We start from the raw sequence: 22,512 nt of genomic DNA, 5'->3' as shown, positions 1-22,512 counted from the left end.
GGTGCTCCCCTTGACTATCTCCTTGTTACAAGGAGAAGAACGATGAATATGATCGCCAATCTGAACAGAGACACCACGCCGGAGGGTCCGGACTACGAGACCGTCCGTCAGGTCATCGAACTTATCACCGAGGACTATCGCGACCAGCCGTCGCTGGAGGCGATTGCCGCGCGGCTCAACCAGTCGCCGACGCAGCTTCAGAAGACGTTTACCCGCTGGGCCGGGCTTTCGCCCAAGGCCTTCCTGCAGGCAGTCACGCTCGATCATGCCAAGCGGTTGCTGCGCAACGAAGACATGCCGCTGCTTGAAACTTCGATCGAGGTGGGTCTTTCCGGTCCAAGCCGTCTTCACGATCTCTTCGTCACCCATGAGGCCATGTCACCCGGTGAATGGAAGGCAAAGGGCGGCGGCCTGACGATCCGCTACGGCTTCCACCAGTCGCCCTTCGGCGTCGCGCTGGTCATGGCCACCGATCGCGGCCTTGCAGGCCTTGCCTTCAGCGATCTCGGCGACGAGGCCGCCTGTTTCGAAGACATGACCTGCCGCTGGCCGAATGCCCAATATGTCGAAGATCGGCAGGCAACCACGCCTTATGCAGAGCGCATCTTCGAGCCCGGAAAGTGGTCTGCAGACCAGCCTTTGCGCGTCGTGCTCATCGGCACGGATTTTCAGGTCCGCGTCTGGGAGAGTCTTTTGAAGATTCCGCTCGGCAAAGCGATGACTTATTCGGACATCGCTAAAGATATCGGCCAGCCGACGGCATCGCGTGCAGTCGGTGCTGCGATTGGACGCAATCCGATCTCCTTCGTTGTGCCATGCCACCGTGCGCTCGGGAAAAATGGCGACTTGACGGGCTACCATTGGGGTCTCACCCGCAAACGGGCGATACTGGGGTGGGAAGCCGGTCAGGCATGAATTTCGGCTAGTTCGAGCAGCGCCTTTGCGGCGCTCTCGTCGGTGATCAGCGTATTGCAGCCGATGCGCCGGATGGTGGCACGGATCGCGACGGCGCGATGTTCGCCCCCTGAAGAGAGCACGATGTGCCGTGCCTTCTTCAGGGTGTCCAGATCGACCGACATCACGCGGCTGTTGATCGAGTGATCGACGGTGTTGCCGTCCTTGTCCAGAAAATTGAACATCGTGTCGCAGACGCAGCCGGCGTCGATCAGCTGCTGCAGTTCGGCCTTGGAAATCCAGCCTTCCGACAGAGATGTCGAATGCGGGCCGATGTCGCCGCAGCTGACGATCGCAAGATCAAGGTCTTCCGCCAGCCGGTAGATCGTGTCCAGTCCGCATTTCTCGATCAGATTGCGCTTCGTCTCGACCGAATCCACGAGCAGCGGCGAGAGGAACATGTAGCACTCGGCGCCAAGTTGGCTTGCAAGCCGCCACGTATAGTCGATGGGGTTTGTCTGGTGCACGGCGACGATGCCGCCTAGCAGCGAGACCACCTTACAATTGGTGCGCCGGGGCGGCCGGAAGCTCGAAAGCGAAGCCGTCATCGTGCGTCCCCAGCCGACGCCGATCGTATAGTCGTCGGGGATCGCCTCGGACAGGAACTGGCCGAGCGCGAGCCCAACGCTCTTTGCGAGACTATCGACGTCGGAACTGACGGGAGCGGGGACAACGATTGCCTCGTCGAGCCCGTAGGCGCGCTCCAGCTTCACGGAAAGCTCGACGCAGTCGCCGATCGAATCGTTGATCCAGATCTGCACCTCGCTGCGCTTCATCGCCTCGTCGAGCAAGCGGATGACCGTCGTGCGGCTTATGCCGAGCTGCTCGGCGACGTCCTTCTGCGTCAGGCCCTGATTGTAGTAGAGCCACGCGGCGCGTAGCCTCAGCGAAGAGGCTTCTGAGTAAGCCGTGTGCGTGCCGCGTTTCAGCTTGGCCACATCTTCTCCTGCTTGAGTTTCACCCTACTTGCATCCGGAGGCGGAAAAAACAGGGCCATTTTCCTTGTTCCCAGCGATAATGACGGGCATGACACTTATGTCAATTGAAATGCACAAATGTCCTTGACTTTCTCATTTCGGAATGGCGATAGTCATTCCCGACACAGTCGTTTGTCCGAGGAGGACAATGTGCGGGCACATGGGAAGGCACGCGTTTTCGCCTGCAGAAAACGCATCTGTCTGTAGACTACCTCATTGCCGGGCGGAGCTCGCGCCGGTCCGCAGCTCAAGTTAGCAGTTCGAGTTCACAAGGGATTTTGACCATGACATCCAAGCTTGACCAACTCCGCGACATGACCACGGTCGTCGCCGATACCGGCGATATCGAGGCTGTCGCCCGCCTGAAGCCGGTGGATTGCACGACCAATCCGACCATCGTTCTGAAGGCGCTCGGAACGCCGATGTTTGCCGATGCAATCAAGGAAGCCGTCTCCTGGGGCAAGAAACAGGGCGGAAACAGCGATGCGGTTGGCGCAGCCGTCGCCGATCGTCTTGCGATTTCCGTTGGTGCCGCATTGTCGAAGCTCGTGCCGGGTCGCGTATCGACCGAGGTCGATGCTGACCTTTCTTTCGACACTGAAGCATCGATCGCCAAAGCGCGCGGCATCATCGCCTCCTACAAGGAGCGCGGCATCGAGCGCGACCGCATTCTGATCAAGCTCGCCTCGACCTGGGAAGGCATCCGCGCCGCGGAAGTACTGCAGAAGGAGGGCATTGACTGCAACCTGACGCTTCTCTTTTCCAAGGCCCAGGCCATTGCCTGCGCCGATGCGAAGGCTTTTCTGATCTCGCCCTTCGTCGGCCGCATCCTCGACTGGTACAAGAAGTCGACCGGCAAGGATTACACTGCGGAAGAGGATCCGGGCGTTCAGTCTGTCCGTGACATCTACAATTACTACAAGGCGCATGACATCAAGACGATCGTCATGGGCGCCTCGTTCCGCAACGCCGGTGAAATCGAAGCACTGGCGGGTTGCGACCGCCTGACCATCAGCCCGGCGCTGCTCGACGAACTCGCCAACGATCAGGGCACGCTGGTCCGCAAGCTCTCGCCGGACACGAAGAAGGCCGAGCCGAGGATCGAAATCGACGAGAAGACCTTCCGTTGGATGATGAACGAAGATGCGATGGCAACCGAAAAGCTTGCCGAAGGCATTCGCGCCTTCGCCAAGGACCTGACGGCGCTTCGCACGATGGTCCAGAAGGAATTGCAGCTCGCTGCTGCCTGACGTCTTCATAGAAAACGGCTGAAAGGCGCGGTTGCCAATGGCGGCCGCGCCTTTTTCGTGCTGATATCAATGGCATAAAGCCTGAGGAAAGACATGGCGGATGACGATCAGCGCAGTTCGATAATGACCTATGCCGTCCGGCATCTGAGCATCATCATTGCATTCATCGTGGGCTTGGGTGTTTTCCTGCTTCTCACCTCCCGGGATGTGAACGCCAAGAACGTGCTGGTCGGCTGGAACGTGACGGCCATCGTTTTTACATGTATCAGTTGGCGAAGGATGCTTCGGGCGACAGTCGCGGATATCAGGAAGCGAGCGGAAGATCTGGATTTTTCCGACACCTTCGTACTCTTCCTGTCGATCGCGGCGGCGCTCGCAAGCATTGCTGGCATTGGGCTCGAGCTGCATTCCGTGAAAGAAGCGCCACCTGATGTCGCCTTCGCCAGGGCCTGCGCGGCGGTGGTCACGATCCTGGTTTCCTGGGTTTTCCTCCACACGCTCTTCACCATCCACTACGCCCATCGATTCTACGGCGGACCTGACAAGGGTGAAGGCCTGATTTTTCCGGACAGGATCGAAGAGCCCGTCTATTGGGACTTCCTCTATTTCTCATTCACGATCGGCGTCGCGGCGCAGACGGCTGATGTTGCCGTCTCCACCATGACGATGCGCAAGATCGCGCTGCTTCATGCAGTGCTGTCGTTTCTCTTCAATACGACGATCCTGGCACTCGCGATCAATGTCGGAGCGAGCCTGCTCTAGGCATGCCACGCTGCTCTTAGAGAACCGCTTGGCCGGCGATCAGCGCCAGGATCAGGAAGATCAGGAAGATGACGAGGGCGATGCCGAAAAGGACGCGCGCGATCGTTGCGGTGGCGGCTGAGATGCCGGAAAAACCGAAGAACCCGGCAACCAGCGAAATGACGAGAAATATGAGAGCCCATTTGAGCATGGATGTTTCCTCTGAGTTGGATACAGAAGAGGACGCAGGAAAGACCAAATTGTTCCGCCGCAGTTGTCTGCGACGGTCTTGATCACAACTGATACTGGTTGGAATATTACTCAACCATGATTGATCATCACGTGCCGGACGGCGGTGTAGTCCTCTAGCGCATAGACGGACATGTCCTTGCCGTAGCCGGATTGCTTGAGACCACCATGCGGCATTTCGTTGACCAGCATGAAATGCGTGTTGATCCAAGTGCAACCATATTGCAGGCGCGCGGCCGTCTTCATGCCGCAGCTGATGTCCTTGGTCCAGACGGAGGAGGCAAGGCCATAGTCGCTGTCGTTCGCCCAAGCGACGGCATCCTCGACGTCGGTGAAGCGCGTCACGGAGACGACCGGGCCGAAGACTTCGCGGCGGACGATCTCGTCATCCTGCGTGGCACCGGCGATGACGGTTGGCGTGAAGAAGAAGCCCTTGTCGCCTGAGGTCTTGCCGCCGGTCGTAATTTCCATGTGCTTGTGCTCGGCAGCGCGGGTGACGAAGCTTTCGACGCGGTCGCGCTGGCGCTTGGAGATCAGCGGGCCGATCTCGTTTTCAGTGTCCTCGGCCTGGTTGAACTTAATCGAGGAAACCGCCGAAGAGAGATCGGCGACGAACCTGTCGTAGACCTTGGCGTCGGCATAGATACGGCAGGCGGCGGTGCAGTCCTGGCCGGCGTTGTAGTAACCGAAGGTGCGGATGCCTGCGACGACCGCATCGATATCGGCGTCGTCGAAGACGATGACGGGGGCCTTGCCGCCAAGTTCCAGATGCGTGCGCTTGACGGACTTGGCGGCCGCCTGCAGCACCTTCTTGCCGGTCGCGACATCGCCGGTGATCGAGACCATGGCGATCTTCGGGTGGTTGATCAGCGCATTGCCGACACTTTCTCCGCGACCGAGGATGACGTTGACGACGCCCTCGGGCAGGATGTCAGCGAGCAGTTTCGCCATCTTCAGAGCCGTCAGCGGCGTTTGTTCGGAAGGCTTGAAGACGACGGTGTTGCCGCCGGCGATCGCGGGTGCCAGCTTCCAGGCCATCATCATCAGTGGATAATTCCAGGGCGCGATCGAGCCGACGATGCCGATTGCATCGCGACGGATCATCGAGGTGTGACCAGGCAGGTATTCGCCGGAAACCGGACCGTGCAGGTTGCGGACAGCGCCCGCGAAGAAACGGTAGCAATCGACGATCGCCGGGATTTCATCGTTGAGCACGGCGTTGATCGGTTTGCCGCAGTTCAGTGCTTCGAGCGTGGCAAAGCCCTGTCCGTCTTTCTCTATGGCATCGGCGATCTTCAGCAGATAGCCGGAGCGTTCGGCGGGTGTCGTCTGCGACCAGCGCTTGAAAGCCTTCCCGGCGGCTTCCACAGCGGCATCGATCTGGCCGAACGAGGCTTCCGGCAGATTCAGCACCGTCTCGCCCGTCTTCGGGTTCAGGATGTGCTCTTCCGTTTCCGTGCCCGTTTCGAAGCGGGATCCAATCAGCATCTGGGTGTCCATGATGTTCTCCCTTTTATTTGCCGGCTCCGGCGATTTGGTCGCCGTCGCGGGTGAGGTAGTAGGCTGCCAGGATCGGCAGGAAGGTGACGAGGACGACGGCCATGGCGACCACGTTGGTGACCGGGCGCTGGCGCGGGCGGATGAGTTCTTCGAGCATCCAGATCGGCAGCGTCGATTGCTGGCCGCCGGTGAAGGTGGTGACGATGACTTCGTCGAAGGAGAGCGCGAAGGCAAGCATGCCGCCGGCAAGCAGCGCGGTGCCGATATTCGGCAGGATGACGTGCCGGAAAGTCTGGAAGCCGTCGGCGCCGAGGTCCATCGAAGCTTCGATCAATGAGCCGGAGGTGCGGCGGAAGCGGGCGACCGCATTGTTGTAGACGACCACGACGCAGAAGGTGGCGTGGCCAAGCACGATCGTCCAGACCGAGAACGGGATGTCGAACAGGCTGAAGGCCGAGCGCAGCGCAATGCCGGTGATGATACCGGGAAGGGCGATCGGCAGAATGACGAGCAAAGAGATGACCTCGCGGCCGAAGAACTTCGTCTGGCTGACGGCGGCAGCACAAAGCGTGCCGAGCACCAGGGCGATAGCGGTGGCGATGCAGGCGACTTGCACAGAAAGGCCGAGGGCTGCCCAGACGTCACGCCGGTTCCAGGCCACGTCGAACCACTGCGTCGTCAGCCCCGGCGGCGGCCACTGGTAGCTCTTCTCCTCGGTGGTGAATGCATAGACGAAGATCAAAAGGATCGGCAGATGCAGGAAAAGCAGGCCGCTCGCGGCTGCGATCTTCAGGGGGAGAGGGGAGCGGTGTCCTCGGTCAGAGCGCATCGAAGGCCCCCTGTTTTTTTGCAAGCCAGAGATAGATGGCCATGATGACGATCGGCACGACGGAGAAGGCGGCGGCAAGCGGCACGTTACCGGCGGTGCCCTGCTGCGCATAGACCGCCTGGCCGACGAAGAGGCGGGAAGAACCGATGATCTGCGGGATAATGTAATCGCCGAGGGTCAGCGAGAAGGTGAAGATTGAGCCGGCGACGATGCCGGGCAGCGCCAGCGGGAACAGCACCGTGCGGAAGGTCTGGCCCGGCGTGGCGCCGAGATCGGAGGCGGCCTCGATCAGGTTTGCAGGCACGCGCTCGAGAGCGGCCTGCGTCGGCAGGATCATGTAGGGCAGCCAGATATAGACGAAAACGACGAAGGTTCCGAGATAGCTCACCGAAAGCGAATTGCCGCCGACGACCGGCAGCGTGAGAATGGCGTCGAGCAGCCATGAGAGGTGCAGTTTGGCGAAAATCCAGGTGAGGATGCCTTCCTTGGCGAGGATCAGCTTCCAAGCGTAAACCTTGACGAGATAGCTCGACCAGAGCGGCAGCATGACACCGAGATAGAAAAACGCCTTCCACTTTCCCTGCGCATAGCGCGCGGCGTAGTAGGCGATTGGGAAGGCGATGACGGCGGATGCGATCGTCACCATGACCGCCATGACGACGGTACGGACGATGATGTCGAAATTGGTTGGGTTCAGCAGCTCGGCATAGGTCGCGAGCGTGAACTCGTAATTGATCAAGCCGGAGAAATCGTCGATCGAGAAGAAACTCTGCAGCAGCAGTGCGATCAGCGAGCCTATATAGATGATGCCGAGCCAGAGCAGCGGCGGCGTCAGCATCAGCAAAAGCAGTAGCTTCGGATGGCGCCAGAAGGCGTCCGACAATCCACCGAAGAATCCGCCGCGGCCGGGCAAGATGGAGGTCGTAACGCCAGGCTTTGTCAGGGCGAGCGCTGTCATGCTGCATCATCCATGTAATGCACGTCGGCCGGCTGCCAAGCCAGGCGCACGCTGGCGCCGATATCCGGCACATTGGCACCTGCGGGTAGTGTGACATGCAGGCGCGTGCCCCTCATGCCGACCGTCAGGCGATACGCGGCGCCAAGGAAACTGGTGTTTTCGACCGCCGCCTCCATGCCGTCGCCGGAGAGATGGATCGCTTCGGGGCGCAGGCTTGCCCAGCGCTTTTCGCCGCCGAGCGACGTCATTACATCTGGCGCGATGACATTCGAGGAACCAACGAAATCGGCGACGAAGCGTGTCCTCGGACGGCGGTAGATATCCTGCGGCGTACCCTCCTGCACGATGCCGCCGTTGTTGAAGACGGCGACGCGGTCTGCCATGGAGAGCGCCTCGCCCTGGTCGTGGGTGACAAAGACGAAGGTGATGCCGAGTGCGCGCTGAAGGCTCTTCAATTCTTCCTGCATCTGCTCCCGCAGCTTCAGATCAAGCGCGCCAAGCGGCTCGTCGAGCAACAAGACCTTCGGTTTGTTGACGAGCGCGCGGGCGAGTGCCACGCGCTGCCGCTGGCCGCCGGAGAGCTGGCCGGGGCGGCGGGCGCCGTAGCCCGGAAGTTTCACCAGCTCCAGCGCCTGTTCGGCCGCCTTGGTGCGCTCTGCCTTACCGATGCCCTTGACCATCAGCCCGTAGGCAACGTTGTCGAGGATGTTGAGATGCGGGAAGAGCGCGTAGTCCTGGAAGACGGTGTTGACGTTGCGGCGGTAGGGCGGGACACCGTCTGCCGTTTCTCCGAAAATCTCGATATGCCCATCCGTCGGCTGTTCGAAGCCGGCGATCAGACGCAGGCAGGTCGTCTTTCCGGAGCCCGACGGACCGAGCATCGCGAAGAACTCGCCCGGTGCGATTTCGAGATCGACGCCGTCGACGGCGCGAACCTGGCCGAAATGGCGCGAAACCTGCTGGAAACGGACGGCGGATGTCATTGGGGTCTCCGAGTTATACATGATGCCCCTCATCCTCCCTGCCGGGCGCCTTCTCCCCGCAAGCGCGATGCTCTCGCCCCTCGGGGCGTTTCGGATAGCGGCGAGAGGTCTTGGGGCATGTCGCCTCTCCCTGCGTGTGGGAGAGGGTTAGGGGCAATCATTCTGCCTGGGTGTTGGCTATCGCCCGCCGATCACGCCGATATAGTCCGACACCCAGCGATGATACGGCACGCACTCACTCTGTGTCGTACATTTGGCAACAGGCGTCTTCCAGAACTTGATCTTGTCGAAGTGGTCGAAGCCGTTGGTGGTGCAGCCGGTATCGGTCAGCAGTTGGTTGCCCTTGCATGCTGCCGGAACGGAGGGGACGGCACCGAACCAGGCGGCGGCATCACCCTGGACCTTGGCGGACAGGGAATGCTCCATCCACATATAGGCGCAGTTCGGATGCTCGCTGTCGGCATGAAGCATTGTCGTGTCGGCCCAGCCGGTGACGCCTTCCTCGGGGAAGGTCGAGGCGATCTTCTGCTTGTCGGCCTGCATCAAGTTCACCTGGAACGGCCAGGAGCCGGATGCGACGACGCCTTCGTTCTTGAAGTCGTCGATCTGGATCATCGCGTCATGCCAGTAGCGGGAGACGAGCTTGCGCTGGCCGCGCAGCAGATCGAGGGCTGCCTTATACTGGTCTTCATTGAGTTCGTAGGGATCCTTGATACCGAGATCAGGCTTGTGGGCCATCAGATATATGGCAGCATCGGCGACGTAGATCGGTCCGTCATAGGCCTGGACGCGGCCCTTGTTGGACTTGCCATCAGGCAGCGTTTCTTCTTCGAATACCACCTTCCAGCTGGTCGGGGCCTTATCCTTGAAGGCATCGGTGTTGTACATCAAAACGTTCGGCCCCCACAGATAGGGCACGCCGTAGTGGATGCCGCCGACGGTATGCCACGGAGCGCTCTGGAGGCGTTCGTCGAGGTTTTTGAAGCTCGGAATGAGATCGGTATTGATCGGCTGCACGCGCTTGCCGGCAACGAGACGCAGCGAAGCATCGCCCGAAGCGGTCACGAGATCGAAGCCACCTTCGTTCATCAGCGCCACCATTTCATCCGAGGTCGCCGCCGTCTTCACGGAAACCTTGCAGCCGGTCTTCTTTTCAAAATCGGTAACCCAGTCGTAATTCTTGTCGGTTTCGCCGTGCTCGATATAGCCGGCCCAGGCGACGATGCTGACTGCACCCTCACCCTTGTCCAAGGCCTTCAACGGTTCGGCAGCAGCCACCTGCGTCACGAAGCTCAAGCTTGCGAGGGCAGCAGTGCACGATTTCAGAAGGTACTTCATCGTCTGTCTCCCGGTTTGTGCCGCTTGTTGCGGCATTTTGTTCCCGGTTGAAAGGTGCGCTGAAATATCCGGTTTCGCAAATTCATTTATCAGAAAGACGATATCGGAAATTCCGATATCGTCATCGCGCACGGCCGGATCGCATCGCTTCGGCAATGCCGACGAAATCTCGCGCCGCTTGCGGCAGGCTGGAACCCTTGCGCCAGACCATGCCGACCTGGACGACTGGCAATGAACCGGAGACATCGCGGCTTTCGATCCGGTCGCCTTCCAGCGACCAGGGGCGGTAGACGAGATCGGGAAGCAGAGCGACGCCGGCGCCTGTTGCAACGAGACTGCGCACGGCTTCCACCGACCGGGTGCGGAAGGCGACATGCGGGCGGGCGCCGAGCGCTGACAGCAGCTTGCCGGTGTTCTCCTCGATCTCATCGACCGTCAGCATGATCAGCGGCTCGCGGGCAATGTCGGCAACCGAGATGATGTCGGCCGAAACCAACGGGTGGCCCATCGGCAGCCAGAGACGATAGGGCGAGGTTTCGAGGATCTCCGCCTGCAGCGCCATGCGGTCGCGCAGGTTGGAGATTACCATGACCGCGACATCGAGTTCACCGCCGACCAGCAGATGCTCCAGATAGCCGCCATTGTCTTCGATTGCACTAACCTCCACACCGGGGCAGGCGCGGCGGTACCGCGCCAGAAGATCGGAGAGAACATAGCCTGCGACCAGCGAGGTGACGCCGATATTCAATGTTCCGGAAAGAGCGCTTTGCAGGCTGGAAAAGCTGGCCCGGGCATCGGAGACGCTGGCTAGAATTTTTGTCGCATGCCGGAGGAACTGGTGACCGTTGTGCGTGATCGTCAGGCCGCGCGGGTGGCGTTCGAAGAGTTCGACGCTAAGGTCGGTTTCCAGCTCCTTCAGCGCTTCTGTGACCGAGGATTGCGAGATGGAAAGATTCTGCGCGGCGCGCGTCACCGAACCCTGCTCGGCAACGGCGACGAAATACTGGATCTGGCGAAGGGTGAAGGCCATGCGTGTTTTTAGAGCACAGCCAAACGGATCATGGCAAGCACATCGGGTGGCGGACCTTTTTTGGTCTTTAGCCCGAATTGGTATGTTTCTCGAAAGACCACTTAAGCATTCCGAAACGTCGTTTGACTAGCTTCACTCGCATGTATTGCGTTGGAGTTTTTTCGATGGCGGAGCAGTTGGCGTGAAGGCCTTACTGCGCATCTTCCGGCCCTCCCGGAAATTGGTGATTGTAATCGGCGGATTGGCCTTGTTTATAGGCGCTTCCGGCGGTGTTGCCCTTTATATCGGCAGGGACAACATCATCGGCCAGGTGTTGGAAGAGGCGAACGGCGTCTCCTGCACCGATGTCAACCTGGTGACCATCAAGAAGCAGGATCGCGTCTGGATTCGCAAATACATCAAGACCGAGCCGACGGACGGCATGACACGGGTCAAGACGGCGCTCCGCGTGGCGCAAGCCATTTACGCGCAAGAAAGGCCCGATCTGGTACAGGTCGTGGTCCTCGATGAAAACGGTCCAACGCTGCGTTCGGATATTCGTGGCAGGGCGATCGGCGCCGATGTGGTTTATATCCCGCATCCCGACCAGTTGGTCGAAGGGCTGAACGGCAAACCCTATACTGCCCGCTATTACGATGGTCAGGCGAGCGAGAACGGCCTGTTTTTCGGCGAGCGCATCGATTTGCCGGACGAAGAAATCCAGGCGCTGAACGCCTCGTTCAAGCAACGCTCCGATTGCATTGATCCGACGGCTGTCGCTGCAACCGCAGGCGAGGGCAACGAAAAAGGCGGCGAAGGGGACGCGCCACCGGATAGCGAAGCCGTTTCTCCGCCAGAAGGCAGCAAGGCTGCCCCTGCCTCAGGCCATTGATCATTGGGCATGCGAAGGGCGGACGACCATCGGCCGTCCGCCTTTTCAATCTGCTCAGTCCGCCTTACTGCGGCGGGCCGGGAAGAGGATGATGTCGCGGATCGAGGGGGAATTCGTCAGCAGCATGATCAGGCGATCGACGCCGATGCCGAGACCGCCGGCGGGCGGCATGCCCTGGTCGATTGCGTCCAGAAATTCCTCGTCCAGCTGTTTTTCCTTTTCGCCGCGCGCGTGAGCCTGCTCCAGCTGTTCGACCATGCGCTTGCGCTGCTCTTCTGGATCGTTGAGTTCCGAAAAGGCGTTGCCGAGTTCCCAGGCGTTGCAATAGGTCTCGAAACGCTCGACAAGGCGCGGCTCGCCCGGCACTTCCTTGGCGAAGGGCGAGATGTCCTTCGGGAAATGCGTGACGTGCGCGGGCTGGATCAGCGTGCTTTCGACCTTCTCCTCGAAGATAAAGGCCAGGCATTCGCCCCAGGTTGCGTCCTTCTCGATTTCGAAACCGGCGGCCTTCATGGCGGCGCGGGCTTCCTCGTCGGTCTTGATCGCCAGAAAGTCGATGCCGGTCGCTTCCTTGACGGCGTCAGGCATCGGCACACGGCGGAACGGGCCTTTGAAGGAGATCTGCTTGTCGACGAAGGTGAATTCCGTGCTGCCATGGACCGAAATGGCAAGCTCGGCGAACATGCGTTCGACGAGGTCCATCATGTCCTCGTAGTCGGCATAGGCCCAGTAGCACTCCATCATGGTGAATTCGGGATTGTGCCTTGTCGAGACGCCTTCGTTGCGGAAGTTGCGGTTGATCTCGAAGACCTTGTCGGTGAGGCCCGAAACCAGCGTGCGCTTCAAGAACAGTTCCGGCGCGATGCGCAGGTACATGTCGAGCTTGAGCGTGTTGTGATGCGTCTTGAAGGGTTCGGCGGTCGCACCGCCGTACACCGACTGCAGCATCGGCGTCTCGACTTCCATGAAGCCGTCATTCTCCATGAAGCGGCGGATGCCGGAGACAATCTTCGAACGCTGCTGGAAACGGAGCTTCGATTCCTCGTTGGTCATGATGTCGAGGTGACGCTTGCGGTAGCGCAGCTCGATGTCGGAGAGGCCATGCCACTTCTCGGGCATCGGCAAAAGCGACTTGGTCAGCATGGTGATCTGTTGCGCGTTGATCGTCAGTTCGCCGCGCTTGGTGCGGCGCACCACGCCGGTCACACCGATGATGTCGCCGATGTCGATCATCGGCAGCAGGGCGCGAGCCTCTTCCGGCGTCGTGTCCTTGTGGCTGAAGATCTGGATCTTGGCCGAAGCGTCATGGATGTCCATGAACATGCCGGAGTTGCGCGAGGAATAGACGCGGCCGGCGACGGTGACGACATCCTGTGTCTCGGTGTCCGGCTCCAGGCCCTCGTATTTCGCAGCGAGTTCGGCATTGGTGATCGTCCGGTGGAAATGCGCCGGATATACATCGCCGACCTGTTCGCGCAGCAGCTTCAGCTTCTGGGCGCGGACTTCCGTTGCGTCGGAGGAAAGGGTCGCTGTTTCGGTCTTTTCAGTCATGATGCAAACGTCCGGTTCAATTCTTCGGGCCGACGAGGGAGGCGACCGCCTGAGACGCCAGTTTCAGGCGCTGGCGTACGACGGCGCGGCCGAGGATCGCCATGGAATCGAAGAGCGGCAGCGAGCGCGATGAGCCGGAGACGGCGACGAAAAGCGGTGCGACGACCACCTTCAGCTTCTTGCCCATGCGATCGGCAACAGCGCGCAGCTCGGCTTCGATCGACTCGACGTTCCATTCAAGGATCTTTTCGAGGTCCGGCTGCACCGTGTTGAGGATTTCCAGAATCTCTTCCGGCGGCGACTTGATCTTGACAAAGGCGGATGGATCAAGGTTCAGGTCCGACTTGAACAGGAAGCCCGTGAGGTCCGGCAGTTCGCCAAGCCTGGAGATGCGCGACTGCGAGAGCGCAAGACCGGCCCTCAGGCGATCGTTTTCCATCGCCCACTGCAGGACGCGATGCTGGAACTCTTCTTCCGAAAGCTTCTCGCGGATCCAGCGGCCGTTCAGCCAATCGAGCTTCTGGATGTCGAAGATCGCGCCCGCCTTGGAGAGGTTCTCCGGGTCGAATTTTTCGGCGAGCTCGTCCATCGTCATCAGCTCTTCGCCTTCAGCGATCTGGACGAAGAAGAGGCCGAGGAAGTTCATCAGCGCCTCGGGGATGTAGCCGAGCGCGGTGTAATAGGAGATCGAGGTCGGGTTCTTGCGCTTCGACAGCTTTGACTTGTCGGCATTGCGCATCAGCGACAGGTGCATGAACACCGGTGGCTCGAGGCCGAGATACCGGTAGATCAGGATGTGCTTTGGAACCGAAGCCAGCCATTCCTCGCCGCGGGCGACATGGGTGATCTTCATCAGGTGGTCGTCAACGACGTTTGCCATGTGATAGGTCGGCATGCCGTCGGCCTTCAAGAGGACTTGCATGTCGACCGCTTCCCACGGGATTTCCACGTCGCCATAGACCCCGTCGGTGAACTTGCAGGAGCCTTCGGCGGGGATCTTCATGCGCACGACAGAGGGTTCGCCTGCCGCCATGCGCGAGGTGACTTCTTCTGCCGAGAGGCTCAGGCAGAGGCCGTCATATTTTGGCGGCAGGTTTGCGGCGCGTTGCGCCTCGCGCATCTTTTCCAGACGCTCCGGCGTGCAGAAACAGCGGAAACCGTGGCCGGCGGCAACAATCTTTTCGACATACTCGCCGTAGATATGCTTGCGGTCGCTCTGGCGGTACGGGCCATGGGGCCCGCCGATGTCGGGGCCTTCCGACCACTTCAGGCCGCACCATTTCAGCGCATCCAGGACCTTCTTTTCGAATTCCGGGGTCGAGCGCGTAGCATCGGTATCCTCGATGCGCAAAATGAACTCGCCGCCGTTTTTCTTGGCGAAAAGATAATTGAAGAGAGCGATGTAAGCGGTCCCGACATGCGGCTCGCCAGTCGGCGAGGGAGCGATTCGGACGCGGACGCCGGAAGCTGTCATTTTATGTGCCCGTCAAATAAATGCCGGACGGCTTTCCTGCGAAAGCGACGTTCGGCGGGAAGAATGCAGATCACTGGATCAGGAAACCGGCCGGATAAGGGCGTTCTGCCCAGTTCATCCGCCGATTGTCCGTTTGGCTGGCCTTAAGGCCATATTCGACCGCGCACGTCAAGGAAAATGGGCGCCGGGCACTCAAAGCGCAGGCCAAACATAGAGAAGCACGGGCACGCTCACCACGATGATGATGAAGGATAGCGGTAGGCCCAGGCGAGGGTAATCGCTGAAGCGGTAGCCGCCGGGGCCGAAAACCAGCGTATTGCATTGATGGCCGATTGGCGTGAGGAAGTCGCAGCCGGCGCCAATGGCAACCGCCATCAGGAAAGCTTCCGGTTTGTAATGGAGGGCCTCAGCGAAACTCGCCGCGATCGGTCCCATGACAAGGACTGTGGCGGCATTATTGAGGAACGGCGTCACTGCCATGGCGGTCACCAGCATCAACGCAAGCGCGCCGAATGGCGGCATCTGGGCAGCGAAATCGCCGAGCCATCCGGCAATCAGATCGCTGCCGCCCGTGGTCCGGAGCGTATCGGATACCGGGATCAGTGCTGCAAGCATGATCAGGATCGGCGCATCGAGCGACTTATAGACATCGACGAGCGGGATCACGCGAAAGACGACCATGGCCAGCGCTGCGCAGAAAAAGGCGACCGAAACCGGCGTGAGGCCCGCGGCAGTCACGCCCATGGCGGCGGCGAGGATCAAAAGGGGCACATAGCCTCGGCGTGGCGTGCCAAGCATGATGTCACGTTGGGCAAGCGGAAGGCAGGAAAATTCCTGCAGGAAGCCAGGCAGGTTCCTGCGGCTTCCCTGAAGCAGGAGAACGTCGCCGGCCCGAAGCGTCACCTCGCTCAGCCGCTCGGTAAGTTTGTGGCCCTGGCGACTGACGGCGAGCAGGTTGACCCGCCGCCGGTTCCACAGCGAGAGCTGGCGCGCGGAAAGGCCGATCAGCATCGATTCCGCGGTGATGACGGCCTCGATCGACACGAGATTGCCCTCCGCCCGCGCTTCCGGGATGGGCTTTCCGGAGAGCTTCAGCTTCGCATGGGTCACCACGCGATCGAGTGCATCCGGCACGCCTTCCAGCAATATCGTATCGCCGGCCTTCAGCCTCACGTCGGGAAAAGGCGACATGCGGGAGTGGCCGCGCAGGATCGCCGTCGCCACGACTTCGCCGTCGCCGAGTTGAAGGAGTTCGTTCAGCTTCTTGCCGTCGAAGCTCGATCCTTCGACAACCGTCGCCTCCGAGAAATAGGTTTTGAGGTCGAGCGCCTCCTCGAGTGAGGGATTCTCGTTCTGCCGTTCCGGCACCAGCCAATGGAAAAAGATCAAGAAGACGACGCCGACAAGGGTCAGGGTCGCGCCGACAGGCGTGAAATCGAACATGGTGAAGGGCGCACCGGTGATCTCCTCGCGCAATCGCGATACGACGATGTTGGGCGAAGTGCCTATCTGCGTCATCAAGCCGCCGAGCAAGGCAGCAAAACTCATCGGCATCAAATAGAGCGATGGTGATCTGCCGGTTTTCCTGGCGAACTGGAAGGCGACCGGAATCATGATCGCCAAAGCGCCGATATTCTTGATGAAGGCAGAGAGCACCGCAACAACGACAAGCAACAGGGCGAGTTGGAGATGCGGCTTGGCAAGATTGGGAAAGAAGCGCTTGATCGCTATGTCGACGATCCCCGAGCGGGCGACCCCGGTGCTGACGACGAGGGCGCTGCCGACGATGATGACGATGTCGTCTCCGAAGCCGGAAAACGCCTTGCCGAAAGGAACGAGACCGGCTGCAACCGCAAGAACGAGGGCGCAACAGGCCACAATGTCGTAACGGAACCGGTCCCAGATGAAGATTGCCATCATCAGGCCGATCACGCCGAAGGAAAGGATCTGTTGGGTCGTCATACCGCTCTGAAGGTTTGGGCTGATTGCCGGATGATACTTGTACGCTTTCCTGGACCAATCAATGTCATGCAGGATGCAAAGTTCCGATCCTTCACCTCGCCGGCGCAAATGGTCTTTTCCACATCTCGCCGGACAGGGCGGTATCGTTCGATACACGCCCATTTGGGCGGGCGCCGCCCGTTTCGCGCCGGAGATCACGGCAGACGATCAGCGGCTGGTTTCGGCGATCACAGGGAACTCGCCAAGGGAGCGGCCTGAACAAAAAAGCAAAGGGCGCGTTTTTGTCGCGCCCCCCGTTTAAATCTCGTCAATGCCCGCTGGCTTTCTTCCGCATTCGGGCGTTTCTTGCAAACATGTTCAGCACTTCAACCAGCGCCGAGAAGGCCATGGCGGCATAGACATAGCCCTTCGGTACATGGAACCCCATGCCGTCGGCGATGAGTGTGGTGCCGATCATCAGCAGGAAGGCCAGCGCCAGCATGACGATCGTCGGGTTTTTCTCGATGAAATTCGCAAGCGGCGTCGCGGCGAACAGCATGACAGTGACGGCGGCGATGACGGCGATGACCATGATCGGCAGGTGCGGGGTCATGCCGACGGCGGTGATGATGCTGTCCACCGAGAAGACGAGGTCGAGCAGCAGGATCTGGCTGATCGCCGCCGCAAAGCCCGTCGTTGCCGAACTCGCGATGAAATCCTCGTTGTGATCTTCCGGATCGACACTGTGGTGAATTTCCTTGGTGGCCTTCCATACGAGGAACAGGCCGCCGGCGATCAAGATCATGTCCTTCCAAGAGAAGCCATGACCGAAAGCCTCGAAGACAGGTGTCGTGAGCTGGACGATCCAGGCCACGGTACCGAGCAATGCAAGACGCATGACGAGGGCGAGGCTGATGCCCACTTTGCGAGCTTTATCACGATGCTCGACCGGCAGCTTGTTGGTGAGAATGGAAATGAAGATCAGGTTGTCGATGCCGAGGACGACTTCCATGACAACCAGGGTCACCAGAGCCACCCAGGCTGCCGGATCCTGAACGAGCATGATGATATCTTGCATAAGTTGTTTTCCCTCGCGCCATAGAATCTGACGCCCGCAATTTAAGGTGAAGGCGCCAAGAAACAAGCGCGCAGGGGAATATACGAAAGCGGGAAGGCTTTTATTCCTTCACCGGTATCCAGATTTCCGTGATGCCCATGCCCGTATGGGGATCGAAACGCTCGTCGTAGCGTTCGAACATGTCTGGCATCTCGGCGTGCTTGAGACCCGAGGCGGGGAGCCATGTCCCGAAGATATGATGCATCGTTGCCGCAATAGCGGAGACGTGGCCGCGATGGGTGAAGACAGCGTAGCGCTGACCGGGCACTTTTAGCGTCGTAAAACCCTCCGGCAGGTCGCCGGCATCTGTGACTTCGGCACCTGCCATATAGCGGAACGTTTCGGTTTCTCCTTGGATATGTGTGCAGATGCCATAGGCGGCGTTGCCGCGCTGGCCGGAAATATTGCCGAAATAAGAGTTGAATTTCTGCCAAAGTGAGGGAATCGCGGCATTGCCGCCGTAGCCATAGGCCTCTTGCAGTCCGGCAAAAAGCATTGGCGGCAGGGTTTCGAAGCGGGGTTCTTCAAGTTCGTTGAGGCGTGCGGGGTCCATTTTGATCGGCTCCACTAAAGCGAGGTTGCGGACGTGCCCCTGCTTGCGAGCCGCGTCCGGCGTGATGCCGAACTGGTCGCGAAAGGCACGGGTGAAAGCCTCGTGCGAGCCGTAACTCGCGCCGAGGGCAACCTCGAGGATGCTCGATGAACTGCCGATCAGGGCCAATGCGGCGGCGCTCAGACGACGTCCGCGGAGATAGCCGCTGATCGAGTGGCCGGTGACGAGCCCGAAGACGCGCGACAGATGATAGCGCGACAGACCTGCGGCATCCGAGATATCATCCAGCGAGATATCGCTGGCGGAATGGCTTTCAATAAACCAAATCGCCCGTCCAATGGCACTCATGCACACTTCCTTGGTTGCGGTCTCCTGATTAGAGTAAAACCGGCAAGCAGGTTTGATCGCTTTTGCTGGATTTTAGTGCAACGCCGAAAGAAATCGAAGACGTTCAGGCTGGCCGGTTCTGGTTAACGCCATAGGCGGCAAGGAAGACGCGGATCGCACCGCGGATGATGCGGCTCATCTCCTCCTCGGAGGGAGGACCCGCCATGTCGCCCAAGAGGCGCAGCTTGAAGAAGCCTCCGCCGCACAGTTCCAGGAACTGGCGAGCGGCAAGCTCGACATCCTCGATCACAAAATGCCCGGCGGCGACCTGCGCCTTCAGATAGTCGGTGAGGACGGTCCGGATGTTTTCGGGGCCGGTAAAGAAGCGTTGACAAAGGTGCGGCATGCGGTCGCGCACTCCGATGACGGTGCGTATGGCATTGATGACCTTTTCTTCGGTTGTGTGCCGGACGAAGGTCATGCCGAAATCGTAAAGAGCCGTGTCCGGATCGGGATTGGCATTGAGAGCCGCACGCACGCTGGCGACAAATGCGGCGCGCTCGGTCTCCATCATCGCAGTAAAAAGCTCTTCCTTGTTGGCGAAGTAGACATAAAGCGTTCCTTTCGAAACACCAGCCTCGCGCGTCACATCGTTCATGCTCGCGGCATCGAAGCCGAGTTTCATGAAGACACGCTTCGCCCCTTCAAGGATCTGCCTGCGCTTTGCCGGATCCTCTCCTGCCGCCCATCGGCCGCTTGCGGCCGGGGCTTCGACCGTATCTTTGAAGATTTCTGTCATTGTCTCCTTAACCACGTTCGCAGATGCGAACATACAAAATCGAACCGCCTGGTTCGATATAACTTGATATGACTTTAAAAAGGTCTTATGTCAACTGAACCGAACCGTTCAGTTCGATCAATGTCACTCGATTTACCCGGTCTTTGCTCATGTCGTCCAACCAGAAATCGAATGTCGCCCGCATTGTCAGCGATTCCGCAAGGGACGAGACGGTGCCGGACGCCGTTGTCCCTGCCGAACCGGCGACTGCGGAAGCTCCGCGTGCCCCTCAGACTGCTCCCGATACGCAGACCGCTCCGGCTGAAAAGAAGAAGCGCCGCAGCCTGGTGCTACCGATCGTGGCGCTCGCTATTCTTGCCGGCGGTGCGTCATACGGCTACGAGTGGTGGACGAACGGCCGTTTCATGGTCTCGACCGACGACGCCTATATCGAAGGCGATATCGCAACGATCTCGCCAAAGGTCACCGGCTATGTCGCGAAGGTGAATGTCGTCGCCAACCAGCAGGTGAAGGCCGGGGACGTGCTCGCCACGCTCGACAACGGCGATTATCAAAATGCCCTCGATCAGGCCGAAGCCCAGATCGCTACGGAGAAGCTGTCGCTGAGCCGCATCGACGCGCAGATCGAAGGAGCCAAGGCAGCGCTTGCTCAGGCCCAGGCCTCCAAGGTGGCTCTCGAGGCGGCAGTCCGTGGCGCCGAGATCACACAGAAGCGCCAGGCGGACCTCCAGGCGAAGTCGGTCGGCACTACGGCCGATCTCGACACTGCCAATATCGCTCTCGACCAGGCCAAGGCCAATCTCGTCGGCGGTGACGCCAACATCAAGTCGGCGGAAGCAAATGTCACCATTCTCGAGGCGCAGCGCAGGGAAGCCGAAGGTTCGGTTCGCACGCTCGAGCTTCAGCGAGACAAGGCAGCCCGCGATCTGTCCTTCACAATCCTCAAGGCACCTTATGATGGCGTCGTCGGCAACCGCTCTGTTCAAGAAGGCGATCTCGTTTCGCCCGGCCAGCGCCTGATGGCACTGGTTCCGGTGCGTCAGCTCTTCATCGACGCCAACTTCAAGGAAACGCAGATCCAGCACCTGGTTCCGGGCTCGAAGGTCAACGTGCATGTCGACGCTTATGACGACCATCCGATCGTCGGCACCGTCGAGTCGATTTCGCCGGCCTCCGGCTCCGTCTTCTCGCTACTGCCGCCGGAAAATGCGACGGGCAATTTCACCAAGATCATCCAGCGCGTCCCGGTCCGCATTGCGCTGCCTCAAGATGCGCTCGACAGCGGCCGCTTGCGCGCCGGCCTGAGCGTCGTCGTCGATGTCGATACCCGCACGGCCCCCGGTAGAGAGCAGGCAGCAAAGTGATCAGCCAGCCGGAGTAGGCCAATGGCTACCACCGCTACAGCAGGCGCCATTCCGGTCGCCGGTTCCGAAGAGCGAATGGACCCGCGCAAGCTCATCGCATTCTTTGCGATGGTGCTTGGCATGTTCATGTCGATCCTCGACATCCAGATCGTCTCCGCATCGCTCGCGGAAATCCAAGCCGGCCTTTCCGCCGGCTCGGATGAGATCGGCTGGGTGCAGACGTCCTACCTGATTGCGGAAGTCATCATGATTCCGCTGTCGGGAACGCTCGCTCGCATCATCTCGACACGCTATCTTTTCGCTATTTCGGCTGCTGGTTTCACGCTGTCGAGCGTGCTCTGCGCAACGGCAACGAACATTGACCAGATGATCGTTTACCGCGCCATCCAGGGCTTCATCGGCGGCGGTATGATTCCATCCGTCTTCGCGGCCGCCTTCACCATCTTCCCGCCGTCGAAGCGCAGCATCGTCTCGCCTATCATCGGCCTGATCGCCACCCTTGCGCCGACCATAGGCCCGACCGTCGGCGGTTATCTCAGCCACGCCTTCTCGTGGCACTGGCTGTTCCTCGTCAACGTCATTCCCGGTATCCTGGTCGCCACCATCACCTGGAATTTCATCGACTTCGACAAGCCGGAACTGTCGCTCTTCAGGAAGTTCGACTGGTGGGGCCTTATCTCCATGGGCGTTTTCCTCGGTGCGCTGGAATATGTGCTGGAGGAAGGCAATTCGAACGACTGGTTCAACGACAGTTATATCGTCGCCGGTGCTGTGGCTTCCGCGGCAGGCGCGATCATCTTCTTCTATCGCGCTTTCACCGTGGACTTCCCGGTCGTCGACCTCAGAGCCTTTACCAACAGGAATTTCTCCTTCGGTTCGGTGTTCTCATTCGTCATGGGGATCGGGCTATACGGCCTCACCTATATCTATCCGGTCTATCTGGGGCGCATCCGCGGTTACGATTCGCTGATGATCGGCGAGACCATGTTTGTCTCCGGCCTTGCGATGTTCCTCACTGCGCCGATTGCCGGCCGGCTGTCGACGAAGATGGACCTTCGCCTGATGATGGTGATCGGCTTTACCAGCTTCGCGGCCGGCACCTTCGTCATGACCCACCTGACCGAAGACTGGGATTTCTACGAGCTCTTCATCCCGCAGATCCTGCGCGGTTTCGGGCTCATGATGTGCATGGTGCCGATCAACAACATCGCGCTCGGCACGATGCCGCCTTCACGTATCCGTGGTGCCTCCGGTCTGTTCAACCTCACTCGTAACCTCGGCGGGGCAGTCGGCCTTGCGGTGATCAACACCGTTCTCTCCAACCGTCAGGACGTGCACTACGAGCGGCTGCGGGAAAACATGGATTGGGGTAATCCGGCCGCGATCGACCAGATGAACAACCTCACTGCCAACTTCAACTCCTATGGCTTGGACGGTGCTTCGGCCGCGATCAAGCAGATGGTCGGGCTTGCCACCAGACAGGCGATCATTCTCTCCTTCAGCGACGTATTCCTGATCCTGACCGTACTTTTCATGGCCATGATCCTCGGGGTCGCGATGATCAAGAAACCGGAACCCCAGGGCGGCGGCGGTGGCAGCGGAGGCCACTGAGCGTTCGAAGGTTCGAAATGACGGCCGGCTTGGGAGACCATGCCGGCCTCTTTATGGGTGCTCGACAGCCGTTTGAAATTTTTGATTTACGTACA

Annotated in this window: 20 protein-coding genes; 6 read left to right on the top strand and 14 right to left on the bottom strand. The window is 59.8% G+C overall.

Features of this window, described 5'->3' with window-relative positions; genetic code table 11:
- Positions 1 to 42 precede the first annotated feature (42 nt).
- Positions 43 to 915: a bifunctional helix-turn-helix domain-containing protein/methylated-DNA--[protein]-cysteine S-methyltransferase gene (locus QA644_RS16795; protein WP_039846177.1), complete on the top strand. Its 873-nt coding sequence runs from the start codon at positions 43 to 45 to the stop codon at positions 913 to 915.
- Here QA644_RS16795 and QA644_RS16790 read toward each other — a convergent pair.
- Positions 906 to 1,892, bottom strand: a complete 987-nt coding sequence (locus QA644_RS16790) for a sugar-binding transcriptional regulator (protein WP_283069636.1) — start codon at positions 1,890 to 1,892, stop codon at positions 906 to 908. The genes QA644_RS16795 and QA644_RS16790 overlap by 10 nt on opposite strands.
- A gap of 323 nt (positions 1,893 to 2,215) precedes the next feature.
- Between QA644_RS16790 and tal the strand changes: the two genes are divergently transcribed.
- Complete coding sequence (gene tal, locus QA644_RS16785; RefSeq protein WP_074069742.1) at positions 2,216 to 3,181, top strand: transaldolase; 966 nt, start codon at positions 2,216 to 2,218, stop codon at positions 3,179 to 3,181.
- Between the two features lie 93 nt (positions 3,182 to 3,274).
- Positions 3,275 to 3,943, top strand: coding sequence for a DUF1345 domain-containing protein (locus QA644_RS16780; RefSeq protein WP_283069633.1), 669 nt, complete (start codon positions 3,275 to 3,277; stop codon positions 3,941 to 3,943).
- Positions 3,944 to 3,959: 16 nt separating this feature from the next.
- On the opposite strand, the gene QA644_RS16775 is transcribed toward QA644_RS16780, so the two are convergent.
- The 7 genes from QA644_RS16775 to QA644_RS16745 form a co-directional block, all read right to left on the bottom strand.
- Positions 3,960 to 4,133, bottom strand: coding sequence for a DUF1328 domain-containing protein (locus tag QA644_RS16775; RefSeq protein ID WP_022715956.1), 174 nt, complete (start codon positions 4,131 to 4,133; stop codon positions 3,960 to 3,962).
- A gap of 110 nt (positions 4,134 to 4,243) precedes the next feature.
- A complete protein-coding gene (locus QA644_RS16770; RefSeq protein ID WP_283069630.1) occupies positions 4,244 to 5,671 on the bottom strand; it encodes a gamma-aminobutyraldehyde dehydrogenase in 1,428 nt (475 codons plus the stop codon).
- Between the two features lie 13 nt (positions 5,672 to 5,684).
- On the bottom strand, positions 5,685 to 6,500 hold the full coding sequence (locus tag QA644_RS16765) for an ABC transporter permease (protein WP_074069739.1): 816 nt from the start codon (positions 6,498 to 6,500) through the stop codon (positions 5,685 to 5,687).
- Positions 6,490 to 7,458: an ABC transporter permease gene (locus QA644_RS16760; protein ID WP_283069627.1), complete on the bottom strand. Its 969-nt coding sequence runs from the start codon at positions 7,456 to 7,458 to the stop codon at positions 6,490 to 6,492. The genes QA644_RS16765 and QA644_RS16760 overlap by 11 nt, the downstream gene beginning before the upstream one ends.
- On the bottom strand, positions 7,455 to 8,441 hold the full coding sequence (locus QA644_RS16755; protein WP_283069626.1) for an ABC transporter ATP-binding protein: 987 nt from the start codon (positions 8,439 to 8,441) through the stop codon (positions 7,455 to 7,457). Before QA644_RS16755 ends, QA644_RS16760 begins: the two co-directional genes overlap by 4 nt.
- Positions 8,442 to 8,618: 177 nt before the next feature.
- Positions 8,619 to 9,779, bottom strand: coding sequence for an ABC transporter substrate-binding protein (locus tag QA644_RS16750; RefSeq protein WP_283069624.1), 1,161 nt, complete (start codon positions 9,777 to 9,779; stop codon positions 8,619 to 8,621).
- A gap of 121 nt (positions 9,780 to 9,900) precedes the next feature.
- Entirely contained in the window at positions 9,901 to 10,809 is a 909-nt protein-coding gene (locus QA644_RS16745) for a LysR family transcriptional regulator (RefSeq protein ID WP_239596845.1), read from the bottom strand.
- A gap of 181 nt (positions 10,810 to 10,990) precedes the next feature.
- Between QA644_RS16745 and QA644_RS16740 the strand changes: the two genes are divergently transcribed.
- Positions 10,991 to 11,680, top strand: coding sequence for a hypothetical protein (locus QA644_RS16740; protein ID WP_283069622.1), 690 nt, complete (start codon positions 10,991 to 10,993; stop codon positions 11,678 to 11,680).
- Between the two features lie 54 nt (positions 11,681 to 11,734).
- Here QA644_RS16740 and lysS read toward each other — a convergent pair whose 3' ends face one another.
- From lysS to QA644_RS16710, 6 genes are all read right to left on the bottom strand, one after another.
- On the bottom strand, positions 11,735 to 13,231 hold the full coding sequence (gene lysS, locus QA644_RS16735) for a lysine--tRNA ligase (protein ID WP_283069620.1): 1,497 nt from the start codon (positions 13,229 to 13,231) through the stop codon (positions 11,735 to 11,737).
- Between the two features lie 16 nt (positions 13,232 to 13,247).
- Positions 13,248 to 14,705 (bottom strand): glutamate--tRNA ligase, encoded by a 1,458-nt coding sequence (gltX, locus tag QA644_RS16730; RefSeq protein ID WP_194728243.1) that lies wholly within the window; start codon positions 14,703 to 14,705, stop codon positions 13,248 to 13,250.
- Between the two features lie 192 nt (positions 14,706 to 14,897).
- On the bottom strand, positions 14,898 to 16,667 hold the full coding sequence (locus QA644_RS16725; protein ID WP_283069619.1) for an SLC13 family permease: 1,770 nt from the start codon (positions 16,665 to 16,667) through the stop codon (positions 14,898 to 14,900).
- 307 nt (positions 16,668 to 16,974) lie between these two features.
- A complete protein-coding gene (locus tag QA644_RS16720; RefSeq protein WP_194728242.1) occupies positions 16,975 to 17,724 on the bottom strand; it encodes a TerC family protein in 750 nt (249 codons plus the stop codon).
- Positions 17,725 to 17,824: 100 nt separating this feature from the next.
- The gene (locus QA644_RS16715) at positions 17,825 to 18,664 is read right to left on the bottom strand and encodes a GyrI-like domain-containing protein (protein ID WP_239596856.1); all 840 of its coding nucleotides are present in this window, start codon (positions 18,662 to 18,664) and stop codon (positions 17,825 to 17,827) included.
- 103 nt (positions 18,665 to 18,767) lie between these two features.
- Positions 18,768 to 19,442 carry a TetR/AcrR family transcriptional regulator gene (locus QA644_RS16710; RefSeq protein ID WP_239596858.1) on the bottom strand — a complete coding sequence of 225 codons (675 nt, stop codon included), beginning with the start codon at positions 19,440 to 19,442 and terminating at the stop codon, positions 18,768 to 18,770.
- Positions 19,443 to 19,591: 149 nt separating this feature from the next.
- On the opposite strand from QA644_RS16710, the gene QA644_RS16705 reads away from it, so the two are divergent.
- The gene (locus QA644_RS16705; RefSeq protein WP_194728239.1) at positions 19,592 to 20,806 is read left to right on the top strand and encodes an HlyD family secretion protein; all 1,215 of its coding nucleotides are present in this window, start codon (positions 19,592 to 19,594) and stop codon (positions 20,804 to 20,806) included.
- Between the two features lie 21 nt (positions 20,807 to 20,827).
- The gene (locus QA644_RS16700) at positions 20,828 to 22,417 is read left to right on the top strand and encodes a DHA2 family efflux MFS transporter permease subunit (RefSeq protein ID WP_283069616.1); all 1,590 of its coding nucleotides are present in this window, start codon (positions 20,828 to 20,830) and stop codon (positions 22,415 to 22,417) included.
- Positions 22,418 to 22,512 lie beyond the last annotated feature (95 nt).

Source organism: Rhizobium sp. CC1099 (assembly GCF_029714385.1).
GTDB lineage: Bacteria > Pseudomonadota > Alphaproteobacteria > Rhizobiales > Rhizobiaceae > Rhizobium.
The sequence above is the reverse complement of the archived record's forward strand: the minus strand, read 5'-3'. Positions and strand labels throughout refer to the sequence as shown.

Coding starts and splice junctions, on each gene's coding strand:
- QA644_RS16795 (WP_039846177.1), top strand. CDS start 43: ATGAATATGATCGCCAATCTGAACAGAGACACCACGCCGGAGGGTCCG.
- tal (WP_074069742.1), top strand. CDS start 2,216: ATGACATCCAAGCTTGACCAACTCCGCGACATGACCACGGTCGTCGCC.
- QA644_RS16780 (WP_283069633.1), top strand. CDS start 3,275: ATGGCGGATGACGATCAGCGCAGTTCGATAATGACCTATGCCGTCCGG.
- QA644_RS16775 (WP_022715956.1), bottom strand. CDS start 4,133: ATGCTCAAATGGGCTCTCATATTTCTCGTCATTTCGCTGGTTGCCGGG.
- QA644_RS16770 (WP_283069630.1), bottom strand. CDS start 5,671: ATGGACACCCAGATGCTGATTGGATCCCGCTTCGAAACGGGCACGGAA.
- QA644_RS16765 (WP_074069739.1), bottom strand. CDS start 6,500: ATGCGCTCTGACCGAGGACACCGCTCCCCTCTCCCCCTGAAGATCGCA.
- QA644_RS16760 (WP_283069627.1), bottom strand. CDS start 7,458: ATGACAGCGCTCGCCCTGACAAAGCCTGGCGTTACGACCTCCATCTTG.
- QA644_RS16755 (WP_283069626.1), bottom strand. CDS start 8,441: ATGACATCCGCCGTCCGTTTCCAGCAGGTTTCGCGCCATTTCGGCCAG.
- QA644_RS16750 (WP_283069624.1), bottom strand. CDS start 9,779: ATGAAGTACCTTCTGAAATCGTGCACTGCTGCCCTCGCAAGCTTGAGC.
- QA644_RS16745 (WP_239596845.1), bottom strand. CDS start 10,809: ATGGCCTTCACCCTTCGCCAGATCCAGTATTTCGTCGCCGTTGCCGAG.
- lysS (WP_283069620.1), bottom strand. CDS start 13,231: ATGACTGAAAAGACCGAAACAGCGACCCTTTCCTCCGACGCAACGGAA.
- gltX (WP_194728243.1), bottom strand. CDS start 14,705: ATGACAGCTTCCGGCGTCCGCGTCCGAATCGCTCCCTCGCCGACTGGC.
- QA644_RS16725 (WP_283069619.1), bottom strand. CDS start 16,667: ATGACGACCCAACAGATCCTTTCCTTCGGCGTGATCGGCCTGATGATG.
- QA644_RS16720 (WP_194728242.1), bottom strand. CDS start 17,724: ATGCAAGATATCATCATGCTCGTTCAGGATCCGGCAGCCTGGGTGGCT.
- QA644_RS16715 (WP_239596856.1), bottom strand. CDS start 18,664: ATGAGTGCCATTGGACGGGCGATTTGGTTTATTGAAAGCCATTCCGCC.
- QA644_RS16710 (WP_239596858.1), bottom strand. CDS start 19,442: ATGACAGAAATCTTCAAAGATACGGTCGAAGCCCCGGCCGCAAGCGGC.
- QA644_RS16705 (WP_194728239.1), top strand. CDS start 19,592: ATGTCGTCCAACCAGAAATCGAATGTCGCCCGCATTGTCAGCGATTCC.
- QA644_RS16700 (WP_283069616.1), top strand. CDS start 20,828: ATGGCTACCACCGCTACAGCAGGCGCCATTCCGGTCGCCGGTTCCGAA.